We start from the raw sequence: 24,549 nt of genomic DNA, 5'->3' as shown, positions 1-24,549 counted from the left end.
TTGTATGTATACTTATATATAAGGACAAACTACTTTTTTTATGACACTATTATTGCAACTAGACTTTAAAGGAGAGTGATGGTGTTGAGCACCTTACTTTCAAACATTTATAGTGAACATAGTCTTTTAAAATCAGGGTTAACCATTAAAGCCTATGTCCAGCACGCAAAACAATTAGGGTACAACAATATTGGCTTAACGGATTATCATACATTAAGCGGCGTCTATCCTTTTATGAAAGAATGCGAAGCAGCTGGTTTAAAGCCCCTAATTGGCCTTGAATGCACGGTTCTTGTGAAAGATGTACGGATTGTCGTTCGCCTACTGGCAAAAAATGAGCAAGGCTACCAGCAATTAATTGAAATTAGCTCAGCGATAGGGTTAAGCAAAGACAAGGGCATTTCTTATGAGCAGTTTCAACTGTATTCAACCGAATGCTTCATTTTTTTATCTGAGCAATCATTTATACAGGCAAAAGATTGGTATAAGCGGTGGTTAGCGCTTACGTCTCATAGTGAGGGGCGGCTAGAGGTAAGAGGTGTACAAGATTACCAGCTTGTTGAGTTTGCTGATGCCCATCACCTTTTATGTGTCGCTGCTCCCCCTGTCCGATTCAAAGAGGAGGAGGACTTTTCTTTGTATCGTTTAATTCGTGCGATTGGAACAGGGACAACGGTCGATCATGTCGTGATTGAAAAAGAGCTAGAAGACGGGTATTTGTTATCATTAGACAAACAAGCCGAATCGTTTTCAGAAGTGATGTTACGTGAAACAGATAACGTTGCTGAACGTGTTGAGACGTTTTCTCTTTTTCATGAACCAGTTATACCTTCCTATGACGGCTTAGATCGCGATGACGCCAATCAACTGTTGTATGAAAAAGCTTATCAAGGGATGCTTCGTCGATATCATGATCAACCATCAGAAGAAGCGGTGGAACGTTTGCAAAAAGAGCTAAACGTTATTAATAACCTTGGTTTTTCGTCGTATTTTTTAATTGTGGCAGACTTTATGCAGTTTGCACATCAATCAGCGATACGGACCGGACCAGGCAGGGGTTCTTCTGCAAGTTCCCTCGTAGCATATTCGCTTTTTATTACAGATGTTGATCCGTTAAAGCATGGACTTTTATTTGAACGATTTTTAAATCCTGAACGATTATCGCTTCCGGATATTGACATTGATTTTCCTGATTATCGGCGTGATGATGTCATTCAGTATGTGAGAGAGCGTTTTGGGGAAGATCGTGTGGCACAGGTGTTAACATTTGGCACGTTTGCAGCAAGAGCGTCAATCCGTGATGCAGGAAAAGCGCTCGGGTTGAATAGCGGCTTTGTTGATCGAGTTGCCAAAGCAATGGATGCCTCTTTAACGTTAGAACAAGCGGAGTCAAAAGGTGTATTTTTAAATTTTGAATCTATAGACCTTCATACGCTTCTTTCATATGGCAAACAGTTAGAAGGCATGCTTCGCCATGAATCCACACATGCAGCAGGAGTCATTATTAGCGATCGGCCGTTAAAGGAAAAAGTCGCGCTGCAATATGGGAGTGATGATCGGATTATTACTCAAGCCGATATGGGAAGCCTTGACGCGCTAGGTTATGTGAAGTTTGACTTTCTCGGTTTACGGAACCTCACACTGCTTGAACAAATGCTCCGTATGATTAAGCAGTCTACTGGCCAACAAATTGACTTACGTGCAATTCCATTTGATGATGAAAAGACGTTTGCTTTATTACAAGAAGGAGATTCAACGGGGATTTTTCAGCTTGAATCAGACGGAATGAGGCGTGTTTTAAAGCAATTAAAGCCATCGAGCTTTAACGATATCGTGGCGACGACTTCCCTTTATCGACCAGGTCCGATGACTTTTATTCCAGACTATATTCAGCGAAAGCATGAGCGCAAGACGAAGTTTTCGAAGCATGAAGCCATTAACCGCGTGTTGCAATCGACATTTGGAGTCATTGTGTACCAAGAGCAAATCATTCAATTAATTCAAATTAGTGCAGGATATAGCCTTGCTGAAGCAGATGTGTTTCGTCGAGCGATTAGTAAAAAACAACGTGAACTAATGAACAAAGATGCTTTTGTTGAACGATCGATCAAGCGAGGATACACAGAAGAAGAGGCTGTTAATCTCTTTTCTCTCATTGAAAAATTCGCAAATTATGGATTTCCAAAGTCCCATGCGACGGCTTACAGTATGATTAGTTATTGGCTTGCGTATTTGCGTGTTCATTATCAGAAGGCGTTTTTTGCAGCACTGTGTTCAGCAAACTGGCAAGATCATCAAAAATTATATAACTATATTTATGAAGCCAGAAAAGCAGGTGTCGATGTTCTCCCACCTTCTGTGACGAAAAGTGATGTGCTTTTTTCAGTCGAGGATCAAGGTATTCGCTTTGGACTCTTGCCAATCTCGATGGTGACGCAGCGCGTTGTTGAAAGGATAAAAGAGGGGAGTACGCAGTCGTTTGCAGATTTTTTTGCGTTTGTCGCTAGCGTGTATTCACCAGCGGTTAACCAACAAGTTTTGACGGCGCTTGTTAAATCAGGGGCGTGTGATTTGTTTGGCATTTCGAGAGCGGTACTTCTTGCAAATGTTGATAAAGCGATTGCCTTTGCAAAACAAATTGAGGACTTTAAACAATCAGCAGGTGGGCTGTTTACGATTAACCCTGTTACACCAGCTTTCATTGAGATCGAACCGTCTACGAAGATGGAAGAATTAAGTTGGGAAAGAGAAGTGCTAGGCTTTTATTTTTCAGGTCATCCGATTGAAAATGTGAAAGAACGGTTAAATGAAAGTCAACGGACAACGTTGCTTCACGCGACGCCGTCAAGAAAAGAAATTCTGATCGCTGTTTTAGTTAAATCTGTGAAGAAAATTACAACAAAAAAAGGAAAAGCAATGGCTTTTTTTGTAGGAAGTGACGAGACAGAGGAATGCGATTGTGTCGTATTTCCTACTGTATGGCATGATGTAGAGCAAGTGATAACGGAAGGAAGTCTTGTGCTGTTAAACGGTGTTGTGGAAGAGCGTGAAGGAAAAAAACAATTTATTGTTCAACAAGCAAAAGATATAAACCAGCTCCCAACTTCAGAAAGAAAAAAGGGTCTGTCGATTCATATTGAGGTTGAGCAAGACACTCCGACAAAATTAAGTGATCTAAAATATATATTGAGTCGAGATCGGGGGGCGACATCCGTTACCCTTTATCGAAAAAAAAATCAATCAAAAATTAAACTGCCTGATAAGTATGCTGTTGAGCCAAGCAAGCGGACGCTTCAGCTGTTAAAACGATTATTTGGCGAAGGAAATGTTCACGTTGAAGAAGACGATTATAAATCGTGAGCGAAAGAACTTTCTGTCAACCTATTGGCAGATGGAAGCAACGTGTTTATAATAGAAAGCGAACATTAGGTGGTCTGACCAGTCAGGTTTCATTATAAAGGAGAGAGAATCGTGCCTACTACTAGAGAAGAAGCGCTTCATATGCACCGTGTTAATCAAGGGAAATTAGAATCAAAAGCAAAGGTACCTGTTAAAGATGCTCGAGATTTGAGTCTAGCTTACTCCCCGGGAGTAGCGGAACCTTGTAAGGAAATTTTTGAAGATGTTGAATCGGTTTATGAATATACAATGAAAGGCAACATGGTTGCGGTAGTTAGTAACGGTACCGCGGTACTTGGACTGGGGAATATTGGTCCTGAAGCATCATTACCAGTAATGGAAGGAAAAGCAGTTTTATTTAAATCATTCGCTGGCGTGGATGCATTTCCTATTTGCTTGCGTTCAAATGATGTGGATGAGATTGTCAATACTGTTAAAATGCTGGAGCCAACATTCGGCGGCGTTAATTTAGAAGACATTGCAGCGCCTGATTGCTTTGTTATTGAAGAACGTTTAAAGAAAGAAACGAATATCCCGATTTTCCATGACGACCAGCATGGAACAGCAATTGTTACCCTAGCTGGATTAATTAATGCGTTAAAATTAAGCGGGAAAAAGCTTTCTGAAATCAAAGTTGTTGCGAACGGAGCTGGAGCAGCAGGAATCGCGATTATTAAGCTGATGCTCCGTATGGGCGTTCGTGATATTGTGATGTGCGATACGAAAGGTGCGATTTATGAAGGTCGTCCATATGGAATGAACGGCGTTAAAGAGCAAGTTGCAAAGCGTACCAATCCGAATAAGCAAGAAGGACAATTAGAAGACGTAATTAAAGATGCAGATGTCTTTATTGGTGTATCTGTTGCTGGAGCTGTAACAAAAGAAATGGTTGAAAGTATGAACGTCGACCCAATTATTTTTGCAATGGCGAATCCAGTGCCAGAAATTATGCCAGAAGACGCGAAAGCAGCTGGCGCATCTGTTATTGGAACAGGTCGTTCAGATTTTCCAAACCAAGTGAATAACGTACTTGCATTCCCTGGAATTTTTAGAGGGGCATTAGATGTACGAGCTACGCATATAAATGAAGAGATGAAAGTCGCAGCTGTTTATGCCATTGCAAACTTAGTTGATGAAAAAGACTTAACAGCTGACTATGTCATTCCTGCACCATTTGATCCTCGCGTTGCCCCAGCAGTTGCAGCTGCTGTTGCGAAAAAAGCAATGGAGACAGGTGTATCAAGAGTGAAAGTTGATCCAGAAGAGGTTGCGGAGAAAACAAGACAGTTGACGATCATCGATTAAGGAGGCACAATGGCTACCGATAAGCGCTACATCGAAATTATTCGTGCCCTTAGCGAGATTATTCAGCATGACGACTTAAAAAGTGGCGATAAGCTACCATCGGAAAGAGAATTAAGCGACCGACTTCAAGTCGGTCGCTCCTCCATTCGTGAGGCGCTGCGTGGTCTTGAACTTCTAGATATTATTGAGACTAAAAGAGGCGAAGGGACTTTCATGAAGGCAACTTCAAGCTATCGATTAGTGGATTTGCTGTTATCTTTTATTTTAAAAGACGACCAAGCAAGGAAGGATTTAAGTGAGACAAGGCGAATTGTAGAGTTAGAAGCGTTAAAATTAGCAATTTATCGCATTTCACCGGAAGAAATTCAACAACTAGATGAATTCATTACGCACTCAAAATTAAAATGGAGTCATGGCGATTTTCCAGTAGAAGCAGATTATCAATTCCACGAAACCATTGTACGAGCATGTGGAAATGTCTTGCTCTACAACATATGGAAATCGCTTGTGGCGTTTAATAAAGAAGCGATTAAAGAATCTTTAGAACGCAAAGGAAGACCGCCTGAGTCCATTAAAGAGCACGAGCTAGTCGTGGAAGCCATTAAGCATCGAGAAGTAAAAGAGGCGTTAGAAGCGATGAGTCATCACTTGAAAAACAGCCGTTTTTAAAGGATATAGCAAGGAGCGATTCCATGTTAAAAGATATGTTTTCAAAGAAAAAGAAGCGATATGCAACCATTCCATCTGAGCGAGCAAAGCAAGAAGTGCCAGAAGGATTAATGACAAAATGTCCATCATGTCGGACGATTATGTACACGAAAGACTTAAAAAAGAATTTAAGTGTATGCCGTACATGCGGACACCATCATAGAATGGGCGCGTGGGAGCGCATTGAATCGTTAATAGACGAAGGCACGTTTAAAGAAATGGATGCAGATGTGGTTGGCGGTAACCCACTTGGGTTTCCTGATTATGAAGGCAAGCTAGAAAAAGACCGTGAAAAAACGGGATTAAAAGAAGCCTGCGTTTCAGGAGAAGGAGAAATGAGTGGCTACTCTGTCGTACTAGCAGTCATGGACCCTGATTTTCGTATGGCAAGCATGGGTGCTGCCGTTGGTGAAAAGCTAACGCGAGCAGCTGAACGGGCGCTAGAAACAAAATACCCGCTTATTATCGTTGCGGCATCTGGTGGTGCGCGTATGCAAGAAGGCATGATTAGTTTGATGCAAATGGCAAAAACAAGTGCGGCCCTTGAACGGCTAGATCGAAATGGCGGTCTATTTATTTCTGTCATGACCCATCCAACAACAGGAGGCGTCTCCGCTAGTTTTGCTTCACTAGGGGATTATAATTTTGCAGAGCCAAAAGCGTTGGTCGGATTTGCTGGGCGTCGAATCATTGAACAAACGATACGAGAAGAGCTTCCAGAAGATTTTCAAACTGCCGAATTCTTATTAGAGCATGGGCAATTAGATCGAGTGATCCCGCGACTTGAAATGAAAGAGACGCTAACAACCGTGTTGGCAATTCACCAGTAGATAGGGGGAGCGAACATGACGACGGAAAAAGAGTTTGAAAAACCAGTGATTGAGCTTCGAAATAAAATCGACGAGCTACGGAAATTTGCAAAAGAAAAGGAACTGGATTTAAGTTCTGAAATTCATAAAATGGAGACTCGTTTACGCGAATTAGAAGAAACGGTTTATACGAATATTCAGCCGTGGGAACGGGTTCAAATTGCTCGAGATCATGAGCGTCCAACGAGCCTTGACTATATTGAGTTAATGTTTTCCAATTTCTTAGAACTCCACGGTGATCGTTTATTCGGTGATGATAAAGCAATTGTCGCAGGAATTGCTACATTTGATGACCAGCCAGTAACCGTTATTGGCCATCAACGAGGAAAAGATACAAAAGAGAACATTATGCGTTACTTTGGATCGCCACACCCTGAAGGCTATCGGAAAGCGTTGCGCTTAATGAAGCAAGCAGAAAAGTTTAATCGACCTATCGTTTGTTTTATTGATACAAAAGGAGCGTATCCAGGTAAATCCGCTGAGGAACGAGGGCAAAGTGAAGCCATTGCACGAAACCTTCTTATGATGGCAGGGTTAAAAGTGCCAACGATAAGTATTGTCATTGGAGAAGGCGGAAGTGGTGGTGCATTAGCACTTGGTGTTGCCGACCGCATTTATATGCTAGAAAACTCAACGTACTCTGTTATTTCTCCTGAAGGTGCAGCGGCATTGCTTTGGAAGGATTCTACGCAAGCGAAAAGAGCAGCTGAAACGATGAAAATTACAGCGCCTGATTTATATGAGCTGGGTGTCATTGACTCAATCATTGAAGAACCAAAAGGTGGGGCTCAACGAGATGTACATGAACAAGCAGCTAGTATGAAGCAAATTTTGCGCGATGCATTAGCGGATTTGAAAGCAAAATCTGTAGAGTCACTTTTAGATGAGCGGTATGAAAAATACAAGAAAATGGGACAAATCTCCGATAAACGAATCAAAGCAGAATCAAAATGATTTGGAAGTGCTTTCATTGATATGAAAGCATTTTTTGTAGTGTGGTAACACTTGTGTTCGTGAAATCAAAGTGGTATCTTTACTTGCAGAGACTATGTGAGACAATGTTTTTTGTCTTCGTGTTCGTTAGGAGGAACTGAATTGAAACGTATTGGTGTGTTAACAAGTGGTGGCGATTCACCAGGTATGAATGCAGCGATTCGCGCCGTTGTTCGAAAAGCAATCTATCACGGAATTGAAGTGTATGGTATTTCATATGGCTACCAAGGGTTAATTGAAGGCGACATTAAGAAAATGGAGCTTGGTTCTGTAGGAGATATTATTCATCGCGGTGGTACGATGTTATATACAGCACGTTGTGAAGAATTTAAAACACTTGAAGGTCAAAAAAAGGGTATTGAGCAGTTAAATAAATTTGGAATTGAAGGGCTTGTCGTGATTGGTGGAGACGGGTCTTATCGTGGCGCTCAAAAGTTAAGTGAGCATGGATTCCCAACAGTAGGTGTCCCAGGAACGATTGACAACGATATTCCAGGAACCGACTTTACAATCGGTTTTGATACAGCTCTTAATACGATCATCGACGCCATTGATAAAATTCGCGATACTGCAACGTCTCATGAACGTACGTATGTAATTGAAGTAATGGGTCGACATGCTGGAGACTTGGCACTTTGGGCAGGTCTTGCAGATGGTGCAGAAACCATTGTCATTCCAGAAGAAGAACATGATATGAACCTTATTCTTGCTAACATCAAACGGGGTGTTGAACGTGGGAAAAAGCACAGCATCATCATTGTAGCTGAAGGTGCTGGTTCAGGTTTCGATTTCGGTGAGAAGATCAGTGCAGAAATGAATGTTGAAACCCGGGTCACTGTGTTAGGCCACATTCAACGTGGTGGTTCACCAACAGGAGCAGACCGTGTTCTTGCTAGTCGTCTAGCTGCAAAAGCTGTTGACTTATTACTTGAAGGAAAAGCGGGCATGACTGTAGGGATACAACGTAATGAAATTGTATACCATTCTATTAATGACATTTTAGATCAACCCCATAAGATTGATACAAATATGTACAAGCTCTCACAAGAGCTATCTATTTAAGAAGAATTTGTAGGAGGAACAAAATGCGTAAAACAAAAATCGTATGTACAATTGGACCAGCTAGTGAGTCGGTCGACCAACTCGTATCATTAATTGATGCTGGCATGAACGTAGCACGTTTAAACTTTTCACACGGAGACTTCGAGGAGCATGGGGCACGTATTCGCAATATCCGTGAAGCTTCGGAAAAAGCAGGTAAAACTGTAGCGATTTTACTTGATACAAAAGGTCCAGAAATTCGTACACAGACCGTCGAGAATGGTGCAATCGAGCTTGAAAAAGGACAAGAATTAGTTGTTTCTATGGAAGAAGTTGTCGGAACAACAGAAAAAATTTCGATCACATACCCAGGACTTGTAAATGATGTACATGCGGGCAGCATCTTATTGCTAGACGATGGCCTCATTGGTCTTGAAGTAAAAGAAGTTCGCAATCATGAACTCGTAACGGTTGTAATGAATAGCGGCACGTTGAAAAATAAAAAAGGTGTGAACGTACCGAATGTAAGTGTAAACCTCCCAGGTATGACGGAGAAAGATGCAGCAGATATTACGTTCGGTGTTGAACAAAACGTTGATTTTATTGCGGCGTCATTTGTCCGCCGTGCGTCTGATGTATTAGAAATTCGTGAGCTTCTTGAAAAGAATGGTGCTGCGGATATTGCAATCATCCCTAAGATTGAAAATCAAGAGGGTGTTGATAACATCGATGAAATTTTGGAAGTGTCTGATGGCCTAATGGTTGCACGTGGGGACCTTGGCGTAGAAATTCCAGCCGAAGAAGTACCACTTGTACAAAAGCAACTGATTATCAAGTGTAATGAGCTTGCTAAACCTGTTATTACAGCAACACAAATGCTTGATTCAATGCAACGCAACCCACGCCCAACACGAGCTGAAGCTAGTGATGTAGCGAACGCAATTTTTGACGGCACAGATGCAATCATGTTGTCAGGCGAAACGGCTGCTGGAGATTATCCAGTTGAATCGGTTCAAACGATGCATAACATTGCAAGTCGTACAGAACAAGCTTTAAACTACGAGCAAATGCTTAGCAGGAAGAGTAAAGAATCGAAGCAAACGATTACGAGTGCAATTGGACAATCTGTTGCGCATACTGCTTCGAACTTAGATGCGACTGCAATTTTAACAGCAACTGAAAGTGGACATACAGCTCGTATGACGTCTCGTTTCCGTCCAAAGTCGCCAATTCTTGCTATTACTAGCAATGAAAGAGCATTTCGTAAGATGGCTTTAGTATGGGGCGTAACGCCTTTACTTGGTAAACAAGCAAGCTCAACTGATGAAATGCTTGATTTAACTGTAGAAGCTGCGATTGGTTCTGGCTATGTTGCCCAAGGTGATCTTGTAGTCATTACAGCAGGTGTTCCAGTTGGTGAAACAGGAACAACCAATTTATTAAAAGTTCATGTGCTTGGTGAAGTGAAAGCGAAAGGGCAAGGAATTGGACAGCGTTCTGGCGCAGGGAAAGTCGTTATTGCAGAAAATGCAGCAGAAGCAAATGCAAAAATGACGGAAGGCGCAGTATTAGTGACAAAGTCAACAGATAAAGACATGATTGATGCGTTTGAAAAAGCAGCAGCTGTTATTACGGAAGAAGGCGGGTTGACATCCCATGCTGCAGTTGTAGGCTTAAACTTAAGCACACCTGTTGTTGTTGGCGTTGAAGGTGCTCTAGCCTTATTCACAGACGGTGAAGAAGTAACCGTTGATGCAAAAACCGGAAACATTTACAGCGGAAAAGCGCGTGTATTATAATAGAAAGAAAAAGAAGAGCCTTTGCTCTTCTTTTTGCTTATCATCATCGAGGAGGCACGTATGTTGAAACGACTGCTGTTCCCTATCGCAATTGGTGTTCCTTTAATTGAACTGTTGCTTATTGTGCTTTCCGTTCAGTGGATTGGTGTATGGTACACCATTTTAGCTATGCTTACAACGAGTATCGTAGGGTTTCTCTTTGCACGCCGACAAGGAATGCAAGTGCTACGCTTAGCTCAATTGCAAATGCAGAAACAACAAGTACCTAGTCAAGCGCTGATTGATGGTGCCTGTATTTTTATTGGTGGTGCGCTTCTTATGCTCCCAGGCTTCTTCTTAGATGTAGTAGGTGCATTTTTCTTAATTCCTTGGACAAGAGGAATCATTAAAGCTGGACTGCTTAAAGCCATTCATACAGGGATTGCCAAGGGGCAATTTATTGTCATAAAAAGAAGATAACTTGTCAAAATATGCTGGTTATAGCCGTAATTTTAAAATTATGGTATGATATGAAGTGCTTAGGTTGTTCGAAAAGCACCTCATATTGTACCTAATGGTTTTAAGGTTTTTAAAGATCTTGCTAATGGGTATAAGAAGATGTAGGTTTATTAAACAGCCTAAAGAAAGTTGTTTTAAGCTTGGCTTATGTCTAGTCTACTAGACTATGAGCATTTCCTAGATTCATGTTCGAATCAAGTTCTTTCATAATGAAGGAGATAGGAGAGTTCGCATCCTTTTGCGAAACCGCTTCACTTGGGTACCATACGTCTGGTGAAGGATTTATTAGAGAAAAGGAGAGATATAGGTGACTACTACTCGTGGATTAGAAGGTATTGTAGCAACACAGTCTAGCGTAAGTTCAATTATTGATGATGAATTAACGTATCAAGGCTACGGCATTGACGATTTAGCTGAAAATGCTAGCTTTGAAGAGGTCATTTATTTACTTTGGAACGGCGAACTTCCTACCAAAGAAGAATTGAAATCGTTTACAGAGCAGTTGGCTGCTGAAGCCGAAGTTCCTGAAGAAATTTTCGCTCAAATGAAAGCCTATCCAATTAAAGACGTACATCCAATGGCGGCATTACGCTCTGCTATCTCGGCACTTGGTTTATTTGACTCAGATGCAGAAAAGATGAACGAAGAAGAAAACTACAAAAAAGCAATTCGTCTTCAGGCGAAAATTCCGACAATCGTTACAGGTTTTGAACGAATTCGCTCTGGTCAAGAGCCAATTCAACCGAACCAAGAGCTTTCTTTTGCCGCGAATTTTCTGTATATGCTGAATGGCGAGACGCCTGATGATCTTTCGATAGAAGCATTTAATAAAGCACTTGTTTTGCACGCTGATCATGAGCTTAACGCCTCAACGTTCACAGCTCGTGTATGTGTGGCAACCTTATCAGATGTTTATTCTGGCTTAACGGCTGCAATTGGCGCGCTTAAAGGCCCTTTACACGGTGGAGCGAATGAAGCGGTAATGAATATGCTTCTGGATATTAACGAACCAGAAGAAGTAGAGCCTTACCTAAGAAAAGCATTAGACAACAAAGAAAAAATAATGGGCTTTGGTCACCGCGTTTACAAAAATGGTGATCCACGTGCAAAGCACTTACGTGATATGTCAAAACAATTAACAAGTGTTGTGAACGAAACAAAATGGTATGAGATGTCCATTCAAATTGAAGAAATGATTACGAAAGAAAAAGGTTTGCTACCAAACGTTGACTTTTACTCTGCAACGGTTTACCACAGCCTCGGCATTAAACATGACTTGTTTACGCCAATTTTTGCAGTGAGCCGTACTTCAGGTTGGTTGGCGCATATCCTAGAGCAATACTCAAACAATCGTTTAATCCGACCACGTGCAGAATATATTGGTCCAGATAAACGTTCATATGTTTCCATTGAATCAAGATAACAACTAGTTTAATGTAAAAATGGACGGAGTTTTTCCGTTCTACATATTTTGGATGGAGGGAATAGAAACATGGCAGCAGAAAAAATTCAAACAAATAATGGTGTATTAAACGTACCAAACGAGCCGATCGTACCTTATATTGAAGGAGATGGAACTGGTCCTGATATTTGGGCAGCAGCTTCTCGTGTACTAGATGCAGCAGTAGAAAAAGCTTACGGTGGCGAGCGCAAAATCCACTGGAAAGAAATCTTAGCTGGTGAAAAAGCATATAACCAAACAGGCGAATGGTTGCCTTCTGAAACATTAGAAGCGGTTCGCGAATACTTAATTGCGATTAAAGGACCGTTAACAACACCAATTGGTGGTGGAATTCGTTCATTAAACGTTGCGCTTCGTCAAGAGCTTGATTTATACACGTGCTTACGTCCCGTTCGTTATTTTACAGGCGTACCATCACCTGTTAAGCGTCCAGAAGACACAAATATGGCAATCTTCCGTGAGAACACTGAAGATATTTACGCTGGTATCGAGTTCCAAGAAGGTTCTGACGAAGTGAAGAAAGTCATTTCTTTCTTACAAGATGAAATGGGTATTAACAAAATTCGTTTCCCTGAAACATCTGGTATTGGGATTAAACCAGTATCGAAAGAAGGTACAGAGCGTATTGTACGTGCGTCTATCCAGTATGCGTTAGATGAGGGCAGAAAGAGCGTAACGCTCGTACACAAAGGAAACATTATGAAGTATACGGAAGGTTCATTTAAGAACTGGGGGTACGAGCTAGCTGAGCGCGAGTTCGGCGATAAAGTTTTCACATGGGCAGCGTATGATAAAATCGTTGAAGAAAAAGGCCGCGATGCTGCAGATCAAGCACAAAGTGAAGCTGAAGCAGCAGGGAAAATCATCGTGAAAGATTCGATTGCCGACATCTTTTTACAGCAAATCTTAACTCGTCCAAAAGAATTTGATGTTGTTGTAACAATGAACCTTAACGGTGACTACATCTCTGATGCACTAGCTGCGCAAGTTGGTGGAATTGGAATTGCGCCAGGCGCAAACATTAACTACGATACTGGCCATGCTATTTTTGAAGCGACACACGGTACAGCTCCAAAATATGCAGGTTTAGATAAAGTAAATCCATCGTCTGTCCTTCTATCAGGTGAGTTGCTTCTTCGTCACCTTGGCTGGATTGAAGCAGCAGATATGATCATGACGTCAATGGATAAAACAATTGAAAGTAAAGTTGTCACGTATGACTTTGCTCGTCTAATGGATGGTGCAACGGAAGTTTCTTGTTCTGGATTTGCGGATGAACTAATCAAGAACTTGTAAACGTCAATGTTCGAACCACAATTCGAGTAAGGAGATGTTAGCATGGCTATTACACGTAGAAAAATTTCTATTATTGGTAGTGGATTCACTGGGGCGACAACAGCATTAATGGTTGCCCAAAAAGAACTTGGTGACGTTGTGCTGGTTGATATTCCGGATATGGAAGGCCCGACAAAAGGGAAAGCGTTAGACATGATGGAATCAACGCCTGTACAGGGAGTTGATTCACGCATAATTGGTACGTCCGATTACGCTGACACGAAAGGTTCCGATGTGGTTGTCATTACAGCCGGAATTGCGCGTAAACCTGGAATGAGCCGAGATGATTTAGTATCCACTAATGCAAAAATCATGAAATCTGTTACAAAAGAAATTGTGAAACATTCGCCTGATTGCTACATTATCGTCTTAACCAACCCAGCAGATGCAATGACATATACCGTATTCAAAGAATCTGGGCTTCCTAAAAACCGTGTAATTGGACAATCTGGTGTGTTGGATACAGCCCGCTTCCGAACCTTTATTGCGGAAGAGTTAAACCTCTCAGTAGAAGATATTACGGGGTTTGTACTCGGTGGTCACGGTGATGATATGGTACCGTTAATTCGTTATTCTGCTGCTGGAGGCGTTCCGCTTTCAACACTACTTTCTCCAGAGCGAATTGAAGAGATTGTTGAACGTACCCGTAAAGGTGGCGGAGAGATTGTAGGCCTACTTGGAAACGGAAGTGCCTACTATGCACCAGCTGCATCGTTAACACAAATGGTAGAAGCCATTGTTAAAGATAAGAAACGCGTCATTCCTACAATCGCTTATCTTGAAGGGGAATATGGTCAGCAGGATCTTTATCTTGGTGTGCCGACCATCCTTGGTGGTGATGGAATCGAAAAGGTGATTGAACTCGAATTAACAGCGGACGAACAAAGTCAGCTTGAGAAATCTGCCGATTCAGTTCGAAACGTTATGGGTGCTTTACCAACTGCATAAAAACAAAAAAGCCTCTTGCTAGAGGCTTTTTTGTTTGTTTTTATAGTTATGCTCTAGCAACAGCAGGCTTTTTAATTTTTACGGTTTTCTCGTTTTTAACGAAACTGTTTTTAAATAGGCTAATGACTTTCGATGTAATCACAATTGATAAGATTGAAAGCAACCCAGGTATAACCCCAATAACGAGGAAGCTAAGCAGGACAACCGTAGCGTCAAAAAGAAAATTTGTTTTTCCAGGGTCAATGCCCGCTTTTTTCTGTAGAAATAACGCTAAGATATTTGCGCCACCAAGAGATGCTTGATTTTTAAAGAGTAGTGTTAGTCCTAAGCCAATAGATAATCCGCCAAAAACAGCGCCTGCAAACATAGGAACCGTAAAACTAGGTAAAAATGTATCCACAGCTGTTAAAAGCGATAACAATGTAACGGAGAGCGCTGTAATGATCGTAAAGGATAAACCCATTCGCATAAATGAGAAAATGTAAAACGGTATGTTTACTAGGAAAAACAAGAGAGAAAAGGGGAGACTAATTAAATAGGAGAGGGTTAACGTTAATCCTGCCGTACCTCCAGTAACAAGTCCAGCGTGGCGCAATAAGAGTACGCCAATTGCGACGATAAAGCAGCCAGCCAAAATGGATGCCATCTTTTTAATAAAGTTCATGTAATCACCTTCATGTTATTGTTATCTTAATTTTATATAACAATGGGCGACTTTTGTATAACAACTAGTAGGATCTTCTAAAATGTGGTTTAATAAATGAAGGGAAATGATAAATTATTTGTACAAAATGAAAAAGGTGATCTTTTTTTATGGATAGAATGGATTGCGATATCCTTAAATTGCTTCAAGATAACGGAAGAATGACAATTAGTGAATTGTCAAAGGAATTAGCGTTAAGTCGACCAAGTATGTCTGAGAGACTCGTCCGCCTTCAAGAAAAAGGCGTTATTCAAGGATTTACAACAAGAGTTTCATTGAAAGAAATTGGCAAGGACATCCTTCTTTTAATTCAAGTGAGTGGCTTAAAAGTCTCTTTATCTGATTTTGAACAGATTATAAAAGAAGAGAAAGATATTATTGAATGCCATCGTGTCACCGGAGAAGTAAGTTATTTCTTAAAAGCAGCTGTTTCTGATGTGAACAATATGCGTGCGCTAATTGACCGATTAATACCTTACGGAACGATCAACACCTCCACTGTATTAAATTCGCCTGTGCCATATCGGACGATCCTTCCTGACATAAAGGAATAGCACTATTTCATATTTTTGCTATACTAAGGGAGAATAGAGAGAAGAGAAAAAATAAGATAAGACCGTTCAAACAATAGATAAAGGAGTGTCAACTACCTATATGGCAAAGCGCATTTTAGTAGTCGATGATGAACCATCCATTTCCACTTTATTAAAGTACAACTTAGAACAGGCTGGTTTTGAAGTGGAAACGAGGCTAGATGGTCTAGCTGGGTTTGAACGAGCAAAAGAGGTTCCGTTTGATTTAATTGTGTTAGATCTTATGCTTCCGAGTATGGACGGGATGGACGTATGTCGGAATTTGAGGCAGGAACATATTTTTGTACCTATTCTTATGCTTACCGCCAAAGATGATGAATTTGATAAAGTTCTCGGCTTAGAATTAGGTGCAGATGATTACATGACAAAACCTTTTTCTCCTCGTGAAGTATCGGCGAGAGTTCGTGCCATTTTGCGGAGAGTAGAGCAAACCCAAGCTTCTAGAGAGGAAGTAGCGGTAAAAGGAAAAGGACGTGTCATTAAAGATCTCACCATTTATCCTGATAATTACGAGGTGTATGTTAAGCAAGATTTGTTAACATTAACGCCGAAAGAATTTGAACTACTTGTCTATTTATCCGAAAATAAAGGTCGAGTCCTCACGAGAGATCAACTTTTAAACGCTGTATGGAATTATGAATTTGTTGGCGATACGCGCATTGTTGACGTCCATATTAGTCATTTACGTGAGAAGATTGAACCTAATCCAAAAAAACCGGTCTATATTAAAACGATTCGAGGTCTCGGCTACAAATTGGAAGAACCTGTTTTAAATGAATAACGTTAAAAACCGGTTTATTGTTAGTATTATGCTCGTCGTTACTCTTGTTCTGCTAGCTTTAGGTTTAACAATAGGGGCATGGTCAAACGAGCAATATGTTAACTTTGTTGAAGAACGCATGAAAAATGAAACAGCTTTAGCAACTTGGACGGTAGCGGAAAATGGCTTCCCTGAACGAGAAGAAGCACAAGGAATCGCTACGAAAGCAGGGGAGATTTTTGAAGGGCGTTTAACAATTATTGCAGCTGATGGAACAGTGTTTGGAGATTCGTGGGCAAACCCAGCACAAATGGAGAACCATTTAGATCGACCAGAAATTGTACGAGCTTTAGCTGATGACGATGTTGAACTGCGCTATAGCGAGACGATAGGGGAAGATTTGCTTTATTATGCGCAACCTCTTTATGAAGAGGACGAGCTTCTAGGCTATGTCAGGATTGGGCTGTCTGTTGAATCACTGAATCAAATAAATCATACCGTTTGGCTCGTCATTACAGCAAGTTTTATTTTGGCATTTTTAATTTTGTTTCTCCTTGTGAGCCGAATCACGAAACAAATTATACGTCCGATTGACCATGCTACGAATGCAGCAATTCGATTAGCTGAGGGTGACTATAAGACGAGAACATTTGAAGATCAGCACAAGGAATTAGGGCGACTTGGTCGATCCATTAATATTCTCGCTTATAATCTAGAACAACTTTCAAGACGTCATCAAGTACAACAAGAGCAAATGGCGGCGTTAATTGATCATATGGGAAGTGCATTGCTCTTTATTAATGTTCGTGGTGATGTGGAGTTAATTAACCGAACCACCGAACAAGTTTTTAATGTAGAGTCTTCAAGCATTACAGGAAAACCTTATTATGAAGTCGTACCGAGTGAAGCATTAAGCAAATTCATTCAAACCATTTATATGACAGAAAACAAACAGCGGGGTCAAATTGAATGGACAGATCATTTTTTCACAAAAGTGTATGATGTGTATGGGGCTCCAGTTGTAACGAACGCTAGTCGACTACGAGGTGTAACGATTGTTCTCCATGATATTACAGAACAAAAGAAACTTGAGCAGATACGAAAAGACTTTGTTGCCAATGTTTCGCATGAACTAAAGACACCTGTTACTTCTATTAAAGGGTTTGCAGAAACGCTTATTGACGGGGCGTTAAATGATCAAGAATTAGCGATGCAATTCTCAGAAATTATTTGGAAAGAAAGCGATCGACTTCAGTCACTTATTATGGATTTACTTGAATTGTCGAAAATAGAAAATGCTCAATTTTTACTCCATCTAGAAAGCATTTCATTGAAAGAGATTTCTGATGAAGTCGTAACGCTTTTAGCGAATAAACTAGAAGAAAAAGAAATGACGCTACGTGTAACCGAAACCGGTCAATCGGTCATAGAAGGGGATGCCCAGCGTTTAAAGCAAATTATTTTAAACTTAGTTACGAATGCGATTGCGTATACGCAAGCAAAGGGTTCTGTCTCTATTCATCTAATTGAAAAAGAAAATGAAGTTGAATTGCACGTACAAGATACGGGCATTGGCATTAGTACACCTGAGAAGCTGCGTATATTTGAGCGGTTCTATCGCGTTGACCGGGCAAGAAGTCGTAATTCAGGTGGGACTGGCCTTGGGTTAGCGATTGTCAAACATTTAGCTGAAGCGCATCATGCGAAACTAGAAGTAGAAAGTGAAGAAGGCGAAGGGTCCACTTTTAAAGTGATCTTTCCTAAAAAGCAAGCTTAACAAGATCTTTACACATTGTTTAAGTGAACTTCATATAGGTGGCCTACACTATAGGAGAACGGTCTTATTTAGATCGATAATCCTCTGTCGGTCGACTTTGATGGCAAGAGCATGTGCTCTTGTCTTTTTTTTGCGTACGTTCGTTCCCATCTGTTTTCTTTTTTATTTGTGAGTATGGTACAATACCGATACATGTTAAGTCAGGAAGGGGAAGATCCCGTTTGAAAAAATTAGTTCTAATTGATGGCAATAGTATTGCATATCGTGCTTTTTTTGCATTGCCATTATTGAGCAACGACAAAGGTGAATATACGAATGCCGTTTATGGCTTCACAACAATGCTTTTAAAAGTGTTGGAAGATGAAAAACCAACCCATCTTCTTGTCGCATTCGATGCTGGTAAATCAACATTTCGTCATAAAACGTACGCAGAGTATAAAGGGACGCGTCAAAAAACCCCATCGGAGCTTTCTGGTCAAATTCCAATGATTCACCAACTTTTGGACGCATTTTCAATTAAACGTTATGAAGCGAAAGACTATGAAGCTGATGATATTATTGGAACACAAGCAATAGAAGCTGCGAAAGAAGGTTATGAGGTTGTCGTCATTACTGGAGATAAAGATTTGCTTCAGCTTGTAGATGATCACATTGAAGTCGTTTTGACACGCAAAGGGATTACGGATGTCGATCGGTATAATGAACAAAAAATTGATGAGCGATATGGGTTAAAGCCAAAGCAAATCATTGATTTAAAAGGATTGATGGGGGATACCTCGGATAATATTCCAGGCGTTCCAGGTGTAGGAGAAAAAACGGCTTTAAAACTACTAGCGCAGTTTTCAAACGTCGAAACTGTGTTAGATTCGATTGATCAGGTTTCCGGAAAGAAATTAAAAGAGCGATTAGAAGAGCATAAAGAACAAGCAATTTTAAGTAAAAAATTAGCGACGATCATGACGGAAGTCCCGTTAGATACTCCTTTAAATGAATTACTTTATGATGGCTATGATTATCATCAAGTGAAAGAATTGTTTAAATCGTACTCGTTTCAATCTTTATTAAATCGGATCGGAGCAGATGAAGAGGAGCAAGAAGAGGTATTAGACGACTTCAAATACGACATTGTCACAGATGTCACTTCTGATCACCTTGTCAGTCCTTCAGCTCTAGTCGTTGAGATTTTAGGAGAGAACTACCATCAGTCTGAGATTATTGGGTTAGGATTGACCAATGAAAACGGTAGCTTCTTTATTCCAACTTCAATTGCAGTCGAATCTGAAGCGTTTCAATCGTTCATGGCTGATGAACAGAAAGAAAAATACTTATTTGATGCCAAACGAGCTGTAGTCGCTTTAGCATGGCAGGATATTGAATTGAACGGTGTAGCATTTGATTTACAAATGGCGTCTTATTTACTTGATCCATCCTTGTCTTCCCATGAAATTAGTGATATTGCTTCCCGAAAAGGAGCAGTGCGTGTGCAAGAAGATGAGACGGTGTATGGAAAAGGTGCTAAACAAGCTGTTCCTGAGAAAGAAAAATTGGCTGAGCACTTGGCGCGCAAAGCGAATGCAATGTTTGTGTTAAAAGATACCCTTGAAGACGAATTAAAGCAAAATGAACAGTATTCGCTATTTGCCGAGCTGGAAATGCCTCTTTCTATCGTATTAGGGAGAATGGAACGAGAAGGAATAAAAGTTGATCGAGAACAGCTACAACATATGGGCGAGGACTTATCGAAGCGTTTAGAAACGTTGGAACAAGCGATTCACAAAGAAGCGGGCGAGTCGTTTAATATAAATTCGCCGAAGCAACTTGGACAAGTATTGTTTGAAACACTTGGGCTTCCTCCTGTGAAGAAAACGAAGACAGGTTATTCGACTAGTGCGGACGTCCTTGAGAAACTTGCTGGCGCGCATCCGATTATTGAGCATATTTTGCTATATCGACAGCTGGGCAAGCTTCACTCAACATATATTGAAGGTTTATTAAAAGTAGCCGATGAAAAGACAGGTAAAGTCCATACACGATTTAATCAAGCATTAACGCAAACAGGTCGATTGTCCTCTACTGATCCGAATTTACAAAACATCCCGATCAGACTTGAAGAAGGTAGGAAAATTCGAAAAGCGTTTGTACCATCGAAAGACGATTGTGCGATTGTCTCTGCCGATTATTCTCAAATTGAACTACGGGTGCTGGCCCATATTTCTGGTGATGAACGAATGAAAGAAGCCTTTTTGAAAAACATGGATATTCATACAAAAACAGCAATGGATGTTTTCCATGTTGATGAAGAGAACGTAACAGACCAGATGAGAAGAAGTGCAAAAGCGGTTAACTTTGGCATTGTATATGGGATTAGTGATTACGGGTTATCGCAGAATCTCGGTATTACTAGAAAAGAAGCAAAAGAATTTATTGACCGTTACTTAGCTAGTTATCCAGACGTTAAAGCCTATATGGAAAACGTTGTGAAAGAAGCTAAGAAAATGGGTTACGTGCAAACGATGTTAGCGAGAAGACGTTATCTTCCAGAACTTTCGAGTAGCAATTTTAATCAAAGAAGTTTTGCAGAGCGTACAGCGATGAACACGCCGATTCAAGGGACGGCCGCGGACATTATTAAACAAGCCATGGTCCAGATGAGCGAAGAGCTTGAGAAAACGTCCATTGACGCGACCATGCTCTTGCAAGTACACGATGAATTAATTTTTGAGGTAGCTAAAAAGGACGAACAAGCGTTAAAGGATTTAGTCACAAAGGTAATGGAGAATGCCCTCGAATTAGATGTGCCGTTGCAAGTCGATGTATCGAGCGGTCCTTCTTGGTATGACGCAAAATAAGGAGGAGATGAGTTTTGCCTGAGTTACCTGAGGTGGAAACTGTAAGGCGAACGTTACTCGAACTCGTTCGTCACAAAACGGTTCAACATGTCACGATTCATTGGCCGAAAATGATTAAAGAACCAGACGATGCCCAAGTTTTTATGCAGCAAATTGTTGGGCAAACGATTCAAGATGTTCGGCGACGAGGGAAATTTTTACTGTTTGAACTAACTGATTTCGTGCTCGTTTCTCATTTACGCATGGAAGGCCGCTATGGGTTATATCAGTCTGACCAAGCTATTGACAAGCATACGCACGTCATTTTTCATTTTGACGATCAAACAGAATTGCGTTATGCAGATGTGCGAAAGTTTGGGACGATGCATTTGTTTCGAAAAGGAACAGAGGAAACGATTCTTCCGCTTATACAGCTAGGTGTCGAACCTTTCTCTGAACAATTTACAGTCGAATTGTTACAAACGGCTTATGAGCAGTCCAAACGAACAATTAAAACAGCGCTGCTTGACCAAAAAACGGTTGTAGGCTTAGGAAATATTTATGTGGACGAAGCGTTATTCCGTGCAGCGATTCAACCGGAACGTCTCGCTTCATCACTAACAGCGGAAGAAATGACAGTGTTGCATCGAGCCATTATCGATACGTTGCAAGAAGCCGTTGATGCTGGAGGAAGTTCGATAAAATCGTACGTGAATGGCCAAGGTGAAATGGGCATGTTTCAGCAAAGTCTTCATGTTTACGGTCGGAAAGATGAACCTTGTCATCATTGTGGAACGCCGATTGTAAAGACGGTTGTAGGTGGTAGAGGCACTCACTTTTGTCCACTTTGTCAACATTAACACTCATGCTGTCCCCTCCATATACTATTTCAAAGATGGAATAGTAAGGAGGGTTTTTTTGTCGTCCTTAATTGTTTTAGCTATGGCATTGAGTTTAGATAGCTTTGGTGTTGGCTTAACATACGGCATGCGAAAAATTAAGATTCCTTGGCATTCGCTCGTTTTTATCGGTTTATGTTCTGGTATCTCCATTTTAATTGCGATGAGTGTAGGGACCACCCTTGCGCAGCTTATTTCTGTGTCGGCAGCGGAAATGCTAGGTGCCTTTATCTTAATTGGCATTGGAGCTTGGGCTGTCTTTGAATCCTATCGACCTCAAAAAGAACATGTACAGAAGCAACAAAAACAAGAGATTGATTTTACCATTAAGATGTTTGGGTTTGTCATTCACATTTTACGTGATCCAGAAAAAGCCGACATGGATTCATCCGGAACTGTAACAGGACGTGAAGCACTTCTACTTGGTTTAGCTCTTTCTTTAGATGCATTTGGTGCTGGGATTGCAGCTGCGTTAATGGGTTTTTCTCCTCTTGGGCTGGCACTATCAGTTGCTTTTCTTAGTGTAATGTTTGTATTATTAGGGATGGTTGGGGGACACCGTCTTGCTCATGTGAAGTGGGTAAAACGATTATCATTTCTTCCAGGCATTTTACTTATACTTATTGGGCTATTAAAGCTGTAGTGGAGGGGTAAGCGTCTTGAATATTGGTTTAACTGGTGGAATTGCAAGTGGAAAATCTTTCGTTTCAACATACCTTTCTGAAAAAGGTCTTCCTATTATTGATGCGGATAAAATAGCGAGACTGGTCGTAGAACCAGGAACACCTGCACTTGAACAGATTGTGAATCAATTTGGTGAAAAGATTTTACAAGCGGATGGCCACTTAGATCGAAAAGCTTTAGGTTCGATTGTGTTTGCAAGTGAAGAAAAGCGGAATCAGTTAAATCGAATCGTTCACCCTGCGGTTAGAGAAAAAATGTTACATGATGCAGCAGCATATAAAAAAGAAGGGTACGACAGGATTATTTTTGATATCCCGCTTTTAGTGGAGAGTCATCTTTTTCATCTAGTTGATCAAGTTTGGGTCGTTTATGTGGATGAAGAAACGCAATTAGAACGACTTATGGAACGGGATGGATCAACAAGAGAAGAAGCGTTGCAGCGAATTCGTGCGCAAATTCCGTTAGATCAAAAAATCCAATACGGTGATCAAATCATCAAGAACTCAGGCACGAAACAAGAAACAGCTCAACAAATTGATCAACTGTTACATGGACTCAAATTTGAATAAGAAAAAGCGTAAGAGGCTACATGAATGAACCATCATGTACGCCTCTTTTTCTTATTTTACGAAAATAATGGAGTTATCAGGTTCATTTATGTTATACTAATTCATAGAATACTAATAAAAAATATAACACATTTCAGACCGAGAGGATGAAATCCAGATGAAGACAAACATAGCGATCAATGGTTTTGGAAGAATTGGAAGAATGGTATTTCGAAAAGCGTTTATGGAAGGTAACGTAACGATTAAAGCGATTAACGCCTCTTATCCAGCGGAAACGTTGGCGCATCTTATAAAATATGATACCGTTCACGGCCCGTTTATGGGAGAAGTATTTGCTCAAGATGGTAAATTGTTTGTGAATGGAAATGAAATCGTTTTACTAGCAGAGAGAGACCCTAAATTATTGCCATGGTCCGATCTAAAAATTGATATCGTCATCGAAGCGACGGGTAAGTTTAAAACAAGAGAAACAGCTGGTTATCATTTAGAAGCTGGCGCAAAAAAAGTGATTATTACAGCCCCAGCAAAAGGTGAAGATGTCACAATTGTGATGGGCGTAAACGAAAGCGATTACAAGGACAGCGACGATATTTTATCAAATGCTTCATGCACAACAAATTGCCTCGCCCCTGTTGTAAAGGTATTAGAAGAAACGTACGGCATTGAAAGCGGAATGATGACAACGGTTCATTCTTATACAAACGACCAAAAAAATATTGACAATCCTCATAAAGATTTACGTCGTGCCCGTGCTTGTGGCCAATCAATTATTCCAACGTCAACAGGTGCTGCGACGGCTATATCAAAAGTATTACCTGCTCTTGAAGGCAAATTAACGGGTATGGCTCTTCGTGTACCAACACCAAACGTTTCTCTTGTAGACCTTGTGGTGCAATTAAAAACAGATGTCACAGTTGACGAGATTAATAGCACGTTTGTTCATGCAGCGAACCATTCTATGAAAGGCATTTTAGGCTATACGAGTGAACCTCTTGTATCCATTGACTTTAATGGGGAAGAGCAGTCCGCAGTTATTGATGGTCAGTCAACAACCGTGCTAAACAATCGCCAAGTAAAAGTGCTTGCATGGTATGATAATGAGTGGGGATATTCATGTCGCGTTGTTGATTTAATGAACTACGTTGCTGAACGATTAACGAATAAAAAAGAGGCATATTCAGCTTCATAAACGAGTTTCCTTTTAATTCTACAAAATACGGTTGCAATAACGATTTAAAACAAGTATACTGAATCCCGTGAGTTCGTTTAACTACGGGATTCGTTTTTCTTGCAGCATGGGTTAGGACCTCTTTGGACTAACTTTCCCCCCTGTACGAATGCGATCCTACATGCAGAAAAGCTGTATGGCGAATAACGAT

At 40.7% G+C, this 24,549-nt stretch carries 20 protein-coding genes; 19 read left to right on the top strand and 1 reads right to left on the bottom strand.

The genetic code is table 11. From position 1 onward, the window contains the following. The first annotated feature begins 84 nt into the window (after positions 1–84). From ABC361_RS14040 to mdh, 11 genes are all read left to right on the top strand, one after another. Positions 85–3,360, top strand: a complete 3,276-nt coding sequence (locus ABC361_RS14040) for a DNA polymerase III subunit alpha (RefSeq protein ID WP_413074532.1) — start codon at positions 85–87, stop codon at positions 3,358–3,360. Between the two features lie 141 nt (positions 3,361–3,501). Further along, complete coding sequence (gene ystJ / locus ABC361_RS14035) at positions 3,502–4,704, top strand: NADP-dependent malic enzyme (RefSeq protein WP_255225383.1); 1,203 nt, start codon at positions 3,502–3,504, stop codon at positions 4,702–4,704. 9 nt (positions 4,705–4,713) lie between these two features. After that, positions 4,714–5,373, top strand: a complete 660-nt coding sequence (locus ABC361_RS14030) for a FadR/GntR family transcriptional regulator (protein WP_413074531.1) — start codon at positions 4,714–4,716, stop codon at positions 5,371–5,373. A gap of 23 nt (positions 5,374–5,396) precedes the next feature. After that, positions 5,397–6,242 (top strand): acetyl-CoA carboxylase, carboxyltransferase subunit beta, encoded by an 846-nt coding sequence (gene accD, locus ABC361_RS14025; protein WP_413074530.1) that lies wholly within the window; start codon positions 5,397–5,399, stop codon positions 6,240–6,242. Between the two features lie 15 nt (positions 6,243–6,257). Next, positions 6,258–7,235, top strand: coding sequence for an acetyl-CoA carboxylase carboxyl transferase subunit alpha (accA, locus tag ABC361_RS14020; RefSeq protein ID WP_255223614.1), 978 nt, complete (start codon positions 6,258–6,260; stop codon positions 7,233–7,235). Between the two features lie 141 nt (positions 7,236–7,376). Continuing rightward, positions 7,377–8,336: a 6-phosphofructokinase gene (gene pfkA, locus ABC361_RS14015; RefSeq protein ID WP_413074529.1), complete on the top strand. Its 960-nt coding sequence runs from the start codon at positions 7,377–7,379 to the stop codon at positions 8,334–8,336. Positions 8,337–8,359: 23 nt separating this feature from the next. Then, positions 8,360–10,114 carry a pyruvate kinase gene (pyk, locus tag ABC361_RS14010; protein WP_413074528.1) on the top strand — a complete coding sequence of 585 codons (1,755 nt, stop codon included), beginning with the start codon at positions 8,360–8,362 and terminating at the stop codon, positions 10,112–10,114. A gap of 60 nt (positions 10,115–10,174) precedes the next feature. Next, positions 10,175–10,573 (top strand): FxsA family protein, encoded by a 399-nt coding sequence (locus ABC361_RS14005; protein ID WP_099301484.1) that lies wholly within the window; start codon positions 10,175–10,177, stop codon positions 10,571–10,573. Positions 10,574–10,919: 346 nt separating this feature from the next. Beyond that, a complete protein-coding gene (gene citZ / locus ABC361_RS14000) occupies positions 10,920–12,035 on the top strand; it encodes a citrate synthase (protein WP_413074527.1) in 1,116 nt (371 codons plus the stop codon). 69 nt (positions 12,036–12,104) lie between these two features. Next, positions 12,105–13,370: an NADP-dependent isocitrate dehydrogenase gene (gene icd / locus ABC361_RS13995; RefSeq protein ID WP_255223613.1), complete on the top strand. Its 1,266-nt coding sequence runs from the start codon at positions 12,105–12,107 to the stop codon at positions 13,368–13,370. 42 nt (positions 13,371–13,412) lie between these two features. Continuing rightward, the gene (gene mdh, locus ABC361_RS13990; RefSeq protein ID WP_255223612.1) at positions 13,413–14,357 is read left to right on the top strand and encodes a malate dehydrogenase; all 945 of its coding nucleotides are present in this window, start codon (positions 13,413–13,415) and stop codon (positions 14,355–14,357) included. Between the two features lie 46 nt (positions 14,358–14,403). On the opposite strand, the gene ABC361_RS13985 is transcribed toward mdh, so the two are convergent. Then, on the bottom strand, positions 14,404–15,021 hold the full coding sequence (locus ABC361_RS13985; RefSeq protein ID WP_413074526.1) for a YitT family protein: 618 nt from the start codon (positions 15,019–15,021) through the stop codon (positions 14,404–14,406). Positions 15,022–15,170: 149 nt separating this feature from the next. Here ABC361_RS13985 and ABC361_RS13980 point away from each other — a divergent pair, with 149 nt between their 5' ends. The 8 genes from ABC361_RS13980 to ABC361_RS13945 all read left to right on the top strand — a co-directional run bounded on the left by ABC361_RS13980 (position 15,171) and on the right by ABC361_RS13945 (position 24,359). Then, positions 15,171–15,614, top strand: a complete 444-nt coding sequence (locus ABC361_RS13980; RefSeq protein ID WP_099301480.1) for an Lrp/AsnC family transcriptional regulator — start codon at positions 15,171–15,173, stop codon at positions 15,612–15,614. A gap of 100 nt (positions 15,615–15,714) precedes the next feature. Continuing rightward, positions 15,715–16,434 carry a response regulator transcription factor gene (locus ABC361_RS13975; protein ID WP_255223610.1) on the top strand — a complete coding sequence of 240 codons (720 nt, stop codon included), beginning with the start codon at positions 15,715–15,717 and terminating at the stop codon, positions 16,432–16,434. Then, positions 16,427–18,190, top strand: a complete 1,764-nt coding sequence (gene pnpS / locus ABC361_RS13970) for a two-component system histidine kinase PnpS (protein WP_413074525.1) — start codon at positions 16,427–16,429, stop codon at positions 18,188–18,190. The genes ABC361_RS13975 and pnpS overlap by 8 nt, the downstream gene beginning before the upstream one ends. A gap of 221 nt (positions 18,191–18,411) precedes the next feature. Next, the gene (gene polA / locus ABC361_RS13965; protein WP_413074524.1) at positions 18,412–21,039 is read left to right on the top strand and encodes a DNA polymerase I; all 2,628 of its coding nucleotides are present in this window, start codon (positions 18,412–18,414) and stop codon (positions 21,037–21,039) included. A gap of 14 nt (positions 21,040–21,053) precedes the next feature. Then, complete coding sequence (gene mutM, locus ABC361_RS13960; protein ID WP_413074523.1) at positions 21,054–21,878, top strand: DNA-formamidopyrimidine glycosylase; 825 nt, start codon at positions 21,054–21,056, stop codon at positions 21,876–21,878. Between the two features lie 58 nt (positions 21,879–21,936). Further along, a complete protein-coding gene (gene ytaF / locus ABC361_RS13955) occupies positions 21,937–22,560 on the top strand; it encodes a sporulation membrane protein YtaF (protein ID WP_413074522.1) in 624 nt (207 codons plus the stop codon). A gap of 16 nt (positions 22,561–22,576) precedes the next feature. After that, entirely contained in the window at positions 22,577–23,170 is a 594-nt protein-coding gene (gene coaE / locus ABC361_RS13950; protein ID WP_413074521.1) for a dephospho-CoA kinase, read from the top strand. A 157-nt stretch (positions 23,171–23,327) separates the two neighbouring features. Further along, positions 23,328–24,359 (top strand): glyceraldehyde-3-phosphate dehydrogenase, encoded by a 1,032-nt coding sequence (locus ABC361_RS13945; protein ID WP_413074520.1) that lies wholly within the window; start codon positions 23,328–23,330, stop codon positions 24,357–24,359. The last annotated feature ends 190 nt before the right edge of the window (positions 24,360–24,549 follow it).

Origin of the sequence: Shouchella phoenicis (genome assembly GCF_047238345.1) — a bacterium.
In the GTDB taxonomy this organism is placed as follows: Bacteria; Bacillota; Bacilli; order Bacillales; family Bacillaceae_D; genus Shouchella.
The sequence above is the reverse complement of the archived record's forward strand: the minus strand, read 5'-3'. Positions and strand labels throughout refer to the sequence as shown.

Coding starts and splice junctions, on each gene's coding strand:
- ystJ (WP_255225383.1), top strand. CDS start 3,502: ATGCACCGTGTTAATCAAGGGAAATTAGAATCAAAAGCAAAGGTACCT.
- ABC361_RS14030 (WP_413074531.1), top strand. CDS start 4,714: ATGGCTACCGATAAGCGCTACATCGAAATTATTCGTGCCCTTAGCGAG.
- accD (WP_413074530.1), top strand. CDS start 5,397: ATGTTAAAAGATATGTTTTCAAAGAAAAAGAAGCGATATGCAACCATT.
- accA (WP_255223614.1), top strand. CDS start 6,258: ATGACGACGGAAAAAGAGTTTGAAAAACCAGTGATTGAGCTTCGAAAT.
- pyk (WP_413074528.1), top strand. CDS start 8,360: ATGCGTAAAACAAAAATCGTATGTACAATTGGACCAGCTAGTGAGTCG.
- ABC361_RS14005 (WP_099301484.1), top strand. CDS start 10,175: ATGTTGAAACGACTGCTGTTCCCTATCGCAATTGGTGTTCCTTTAATT.
- icd (WP_255223613.1), top strand. CDS start 12,105: ATGGCAGCAGAAAAAATTCAAACAAATAATGGTGTATTAAACGTACCA.
- mdh (WP_255223612.1), top strand. CDS start 13,413: ATGGCTATTACACGTAGAAAAATTTCTATTATTGGTAGTGGATTCACT.
- ABC361_RS13985 (WP_413074526.1), bottom strand. CDS start 15,021: ATGAACTTTATTAAAAAGATGGCATCCATTTTGGCTGGCTGCTTTATC.
- ABC361_RS13980 (WP_099301480.1), top strand. CDS start 15,171: ATGGATAGAATGGATTGCGATATCCTTAAATTGCTTCAAGATAACGGA.
- ABC361_RS13975 (WP_255223610.1), top strand. CDS start 15,715: ATGGCAAAGCGCATTTTAGTAGTCGATGATGAACCATCCATTTCCACT.
- pnpS (WP_413074525.1), top strand. CDS start 16,427: ATGAATAACGTTAAAAACCGGTTTATTGTTAGTATTATGCTCGTCGTT.
- ABC361_RS13945 (WP_413074520.1), top strand. CDS start 23,328: ATGAAGACAAACATAGCGATCAATGGTTTTGGAAGAATTGGAAGAATG.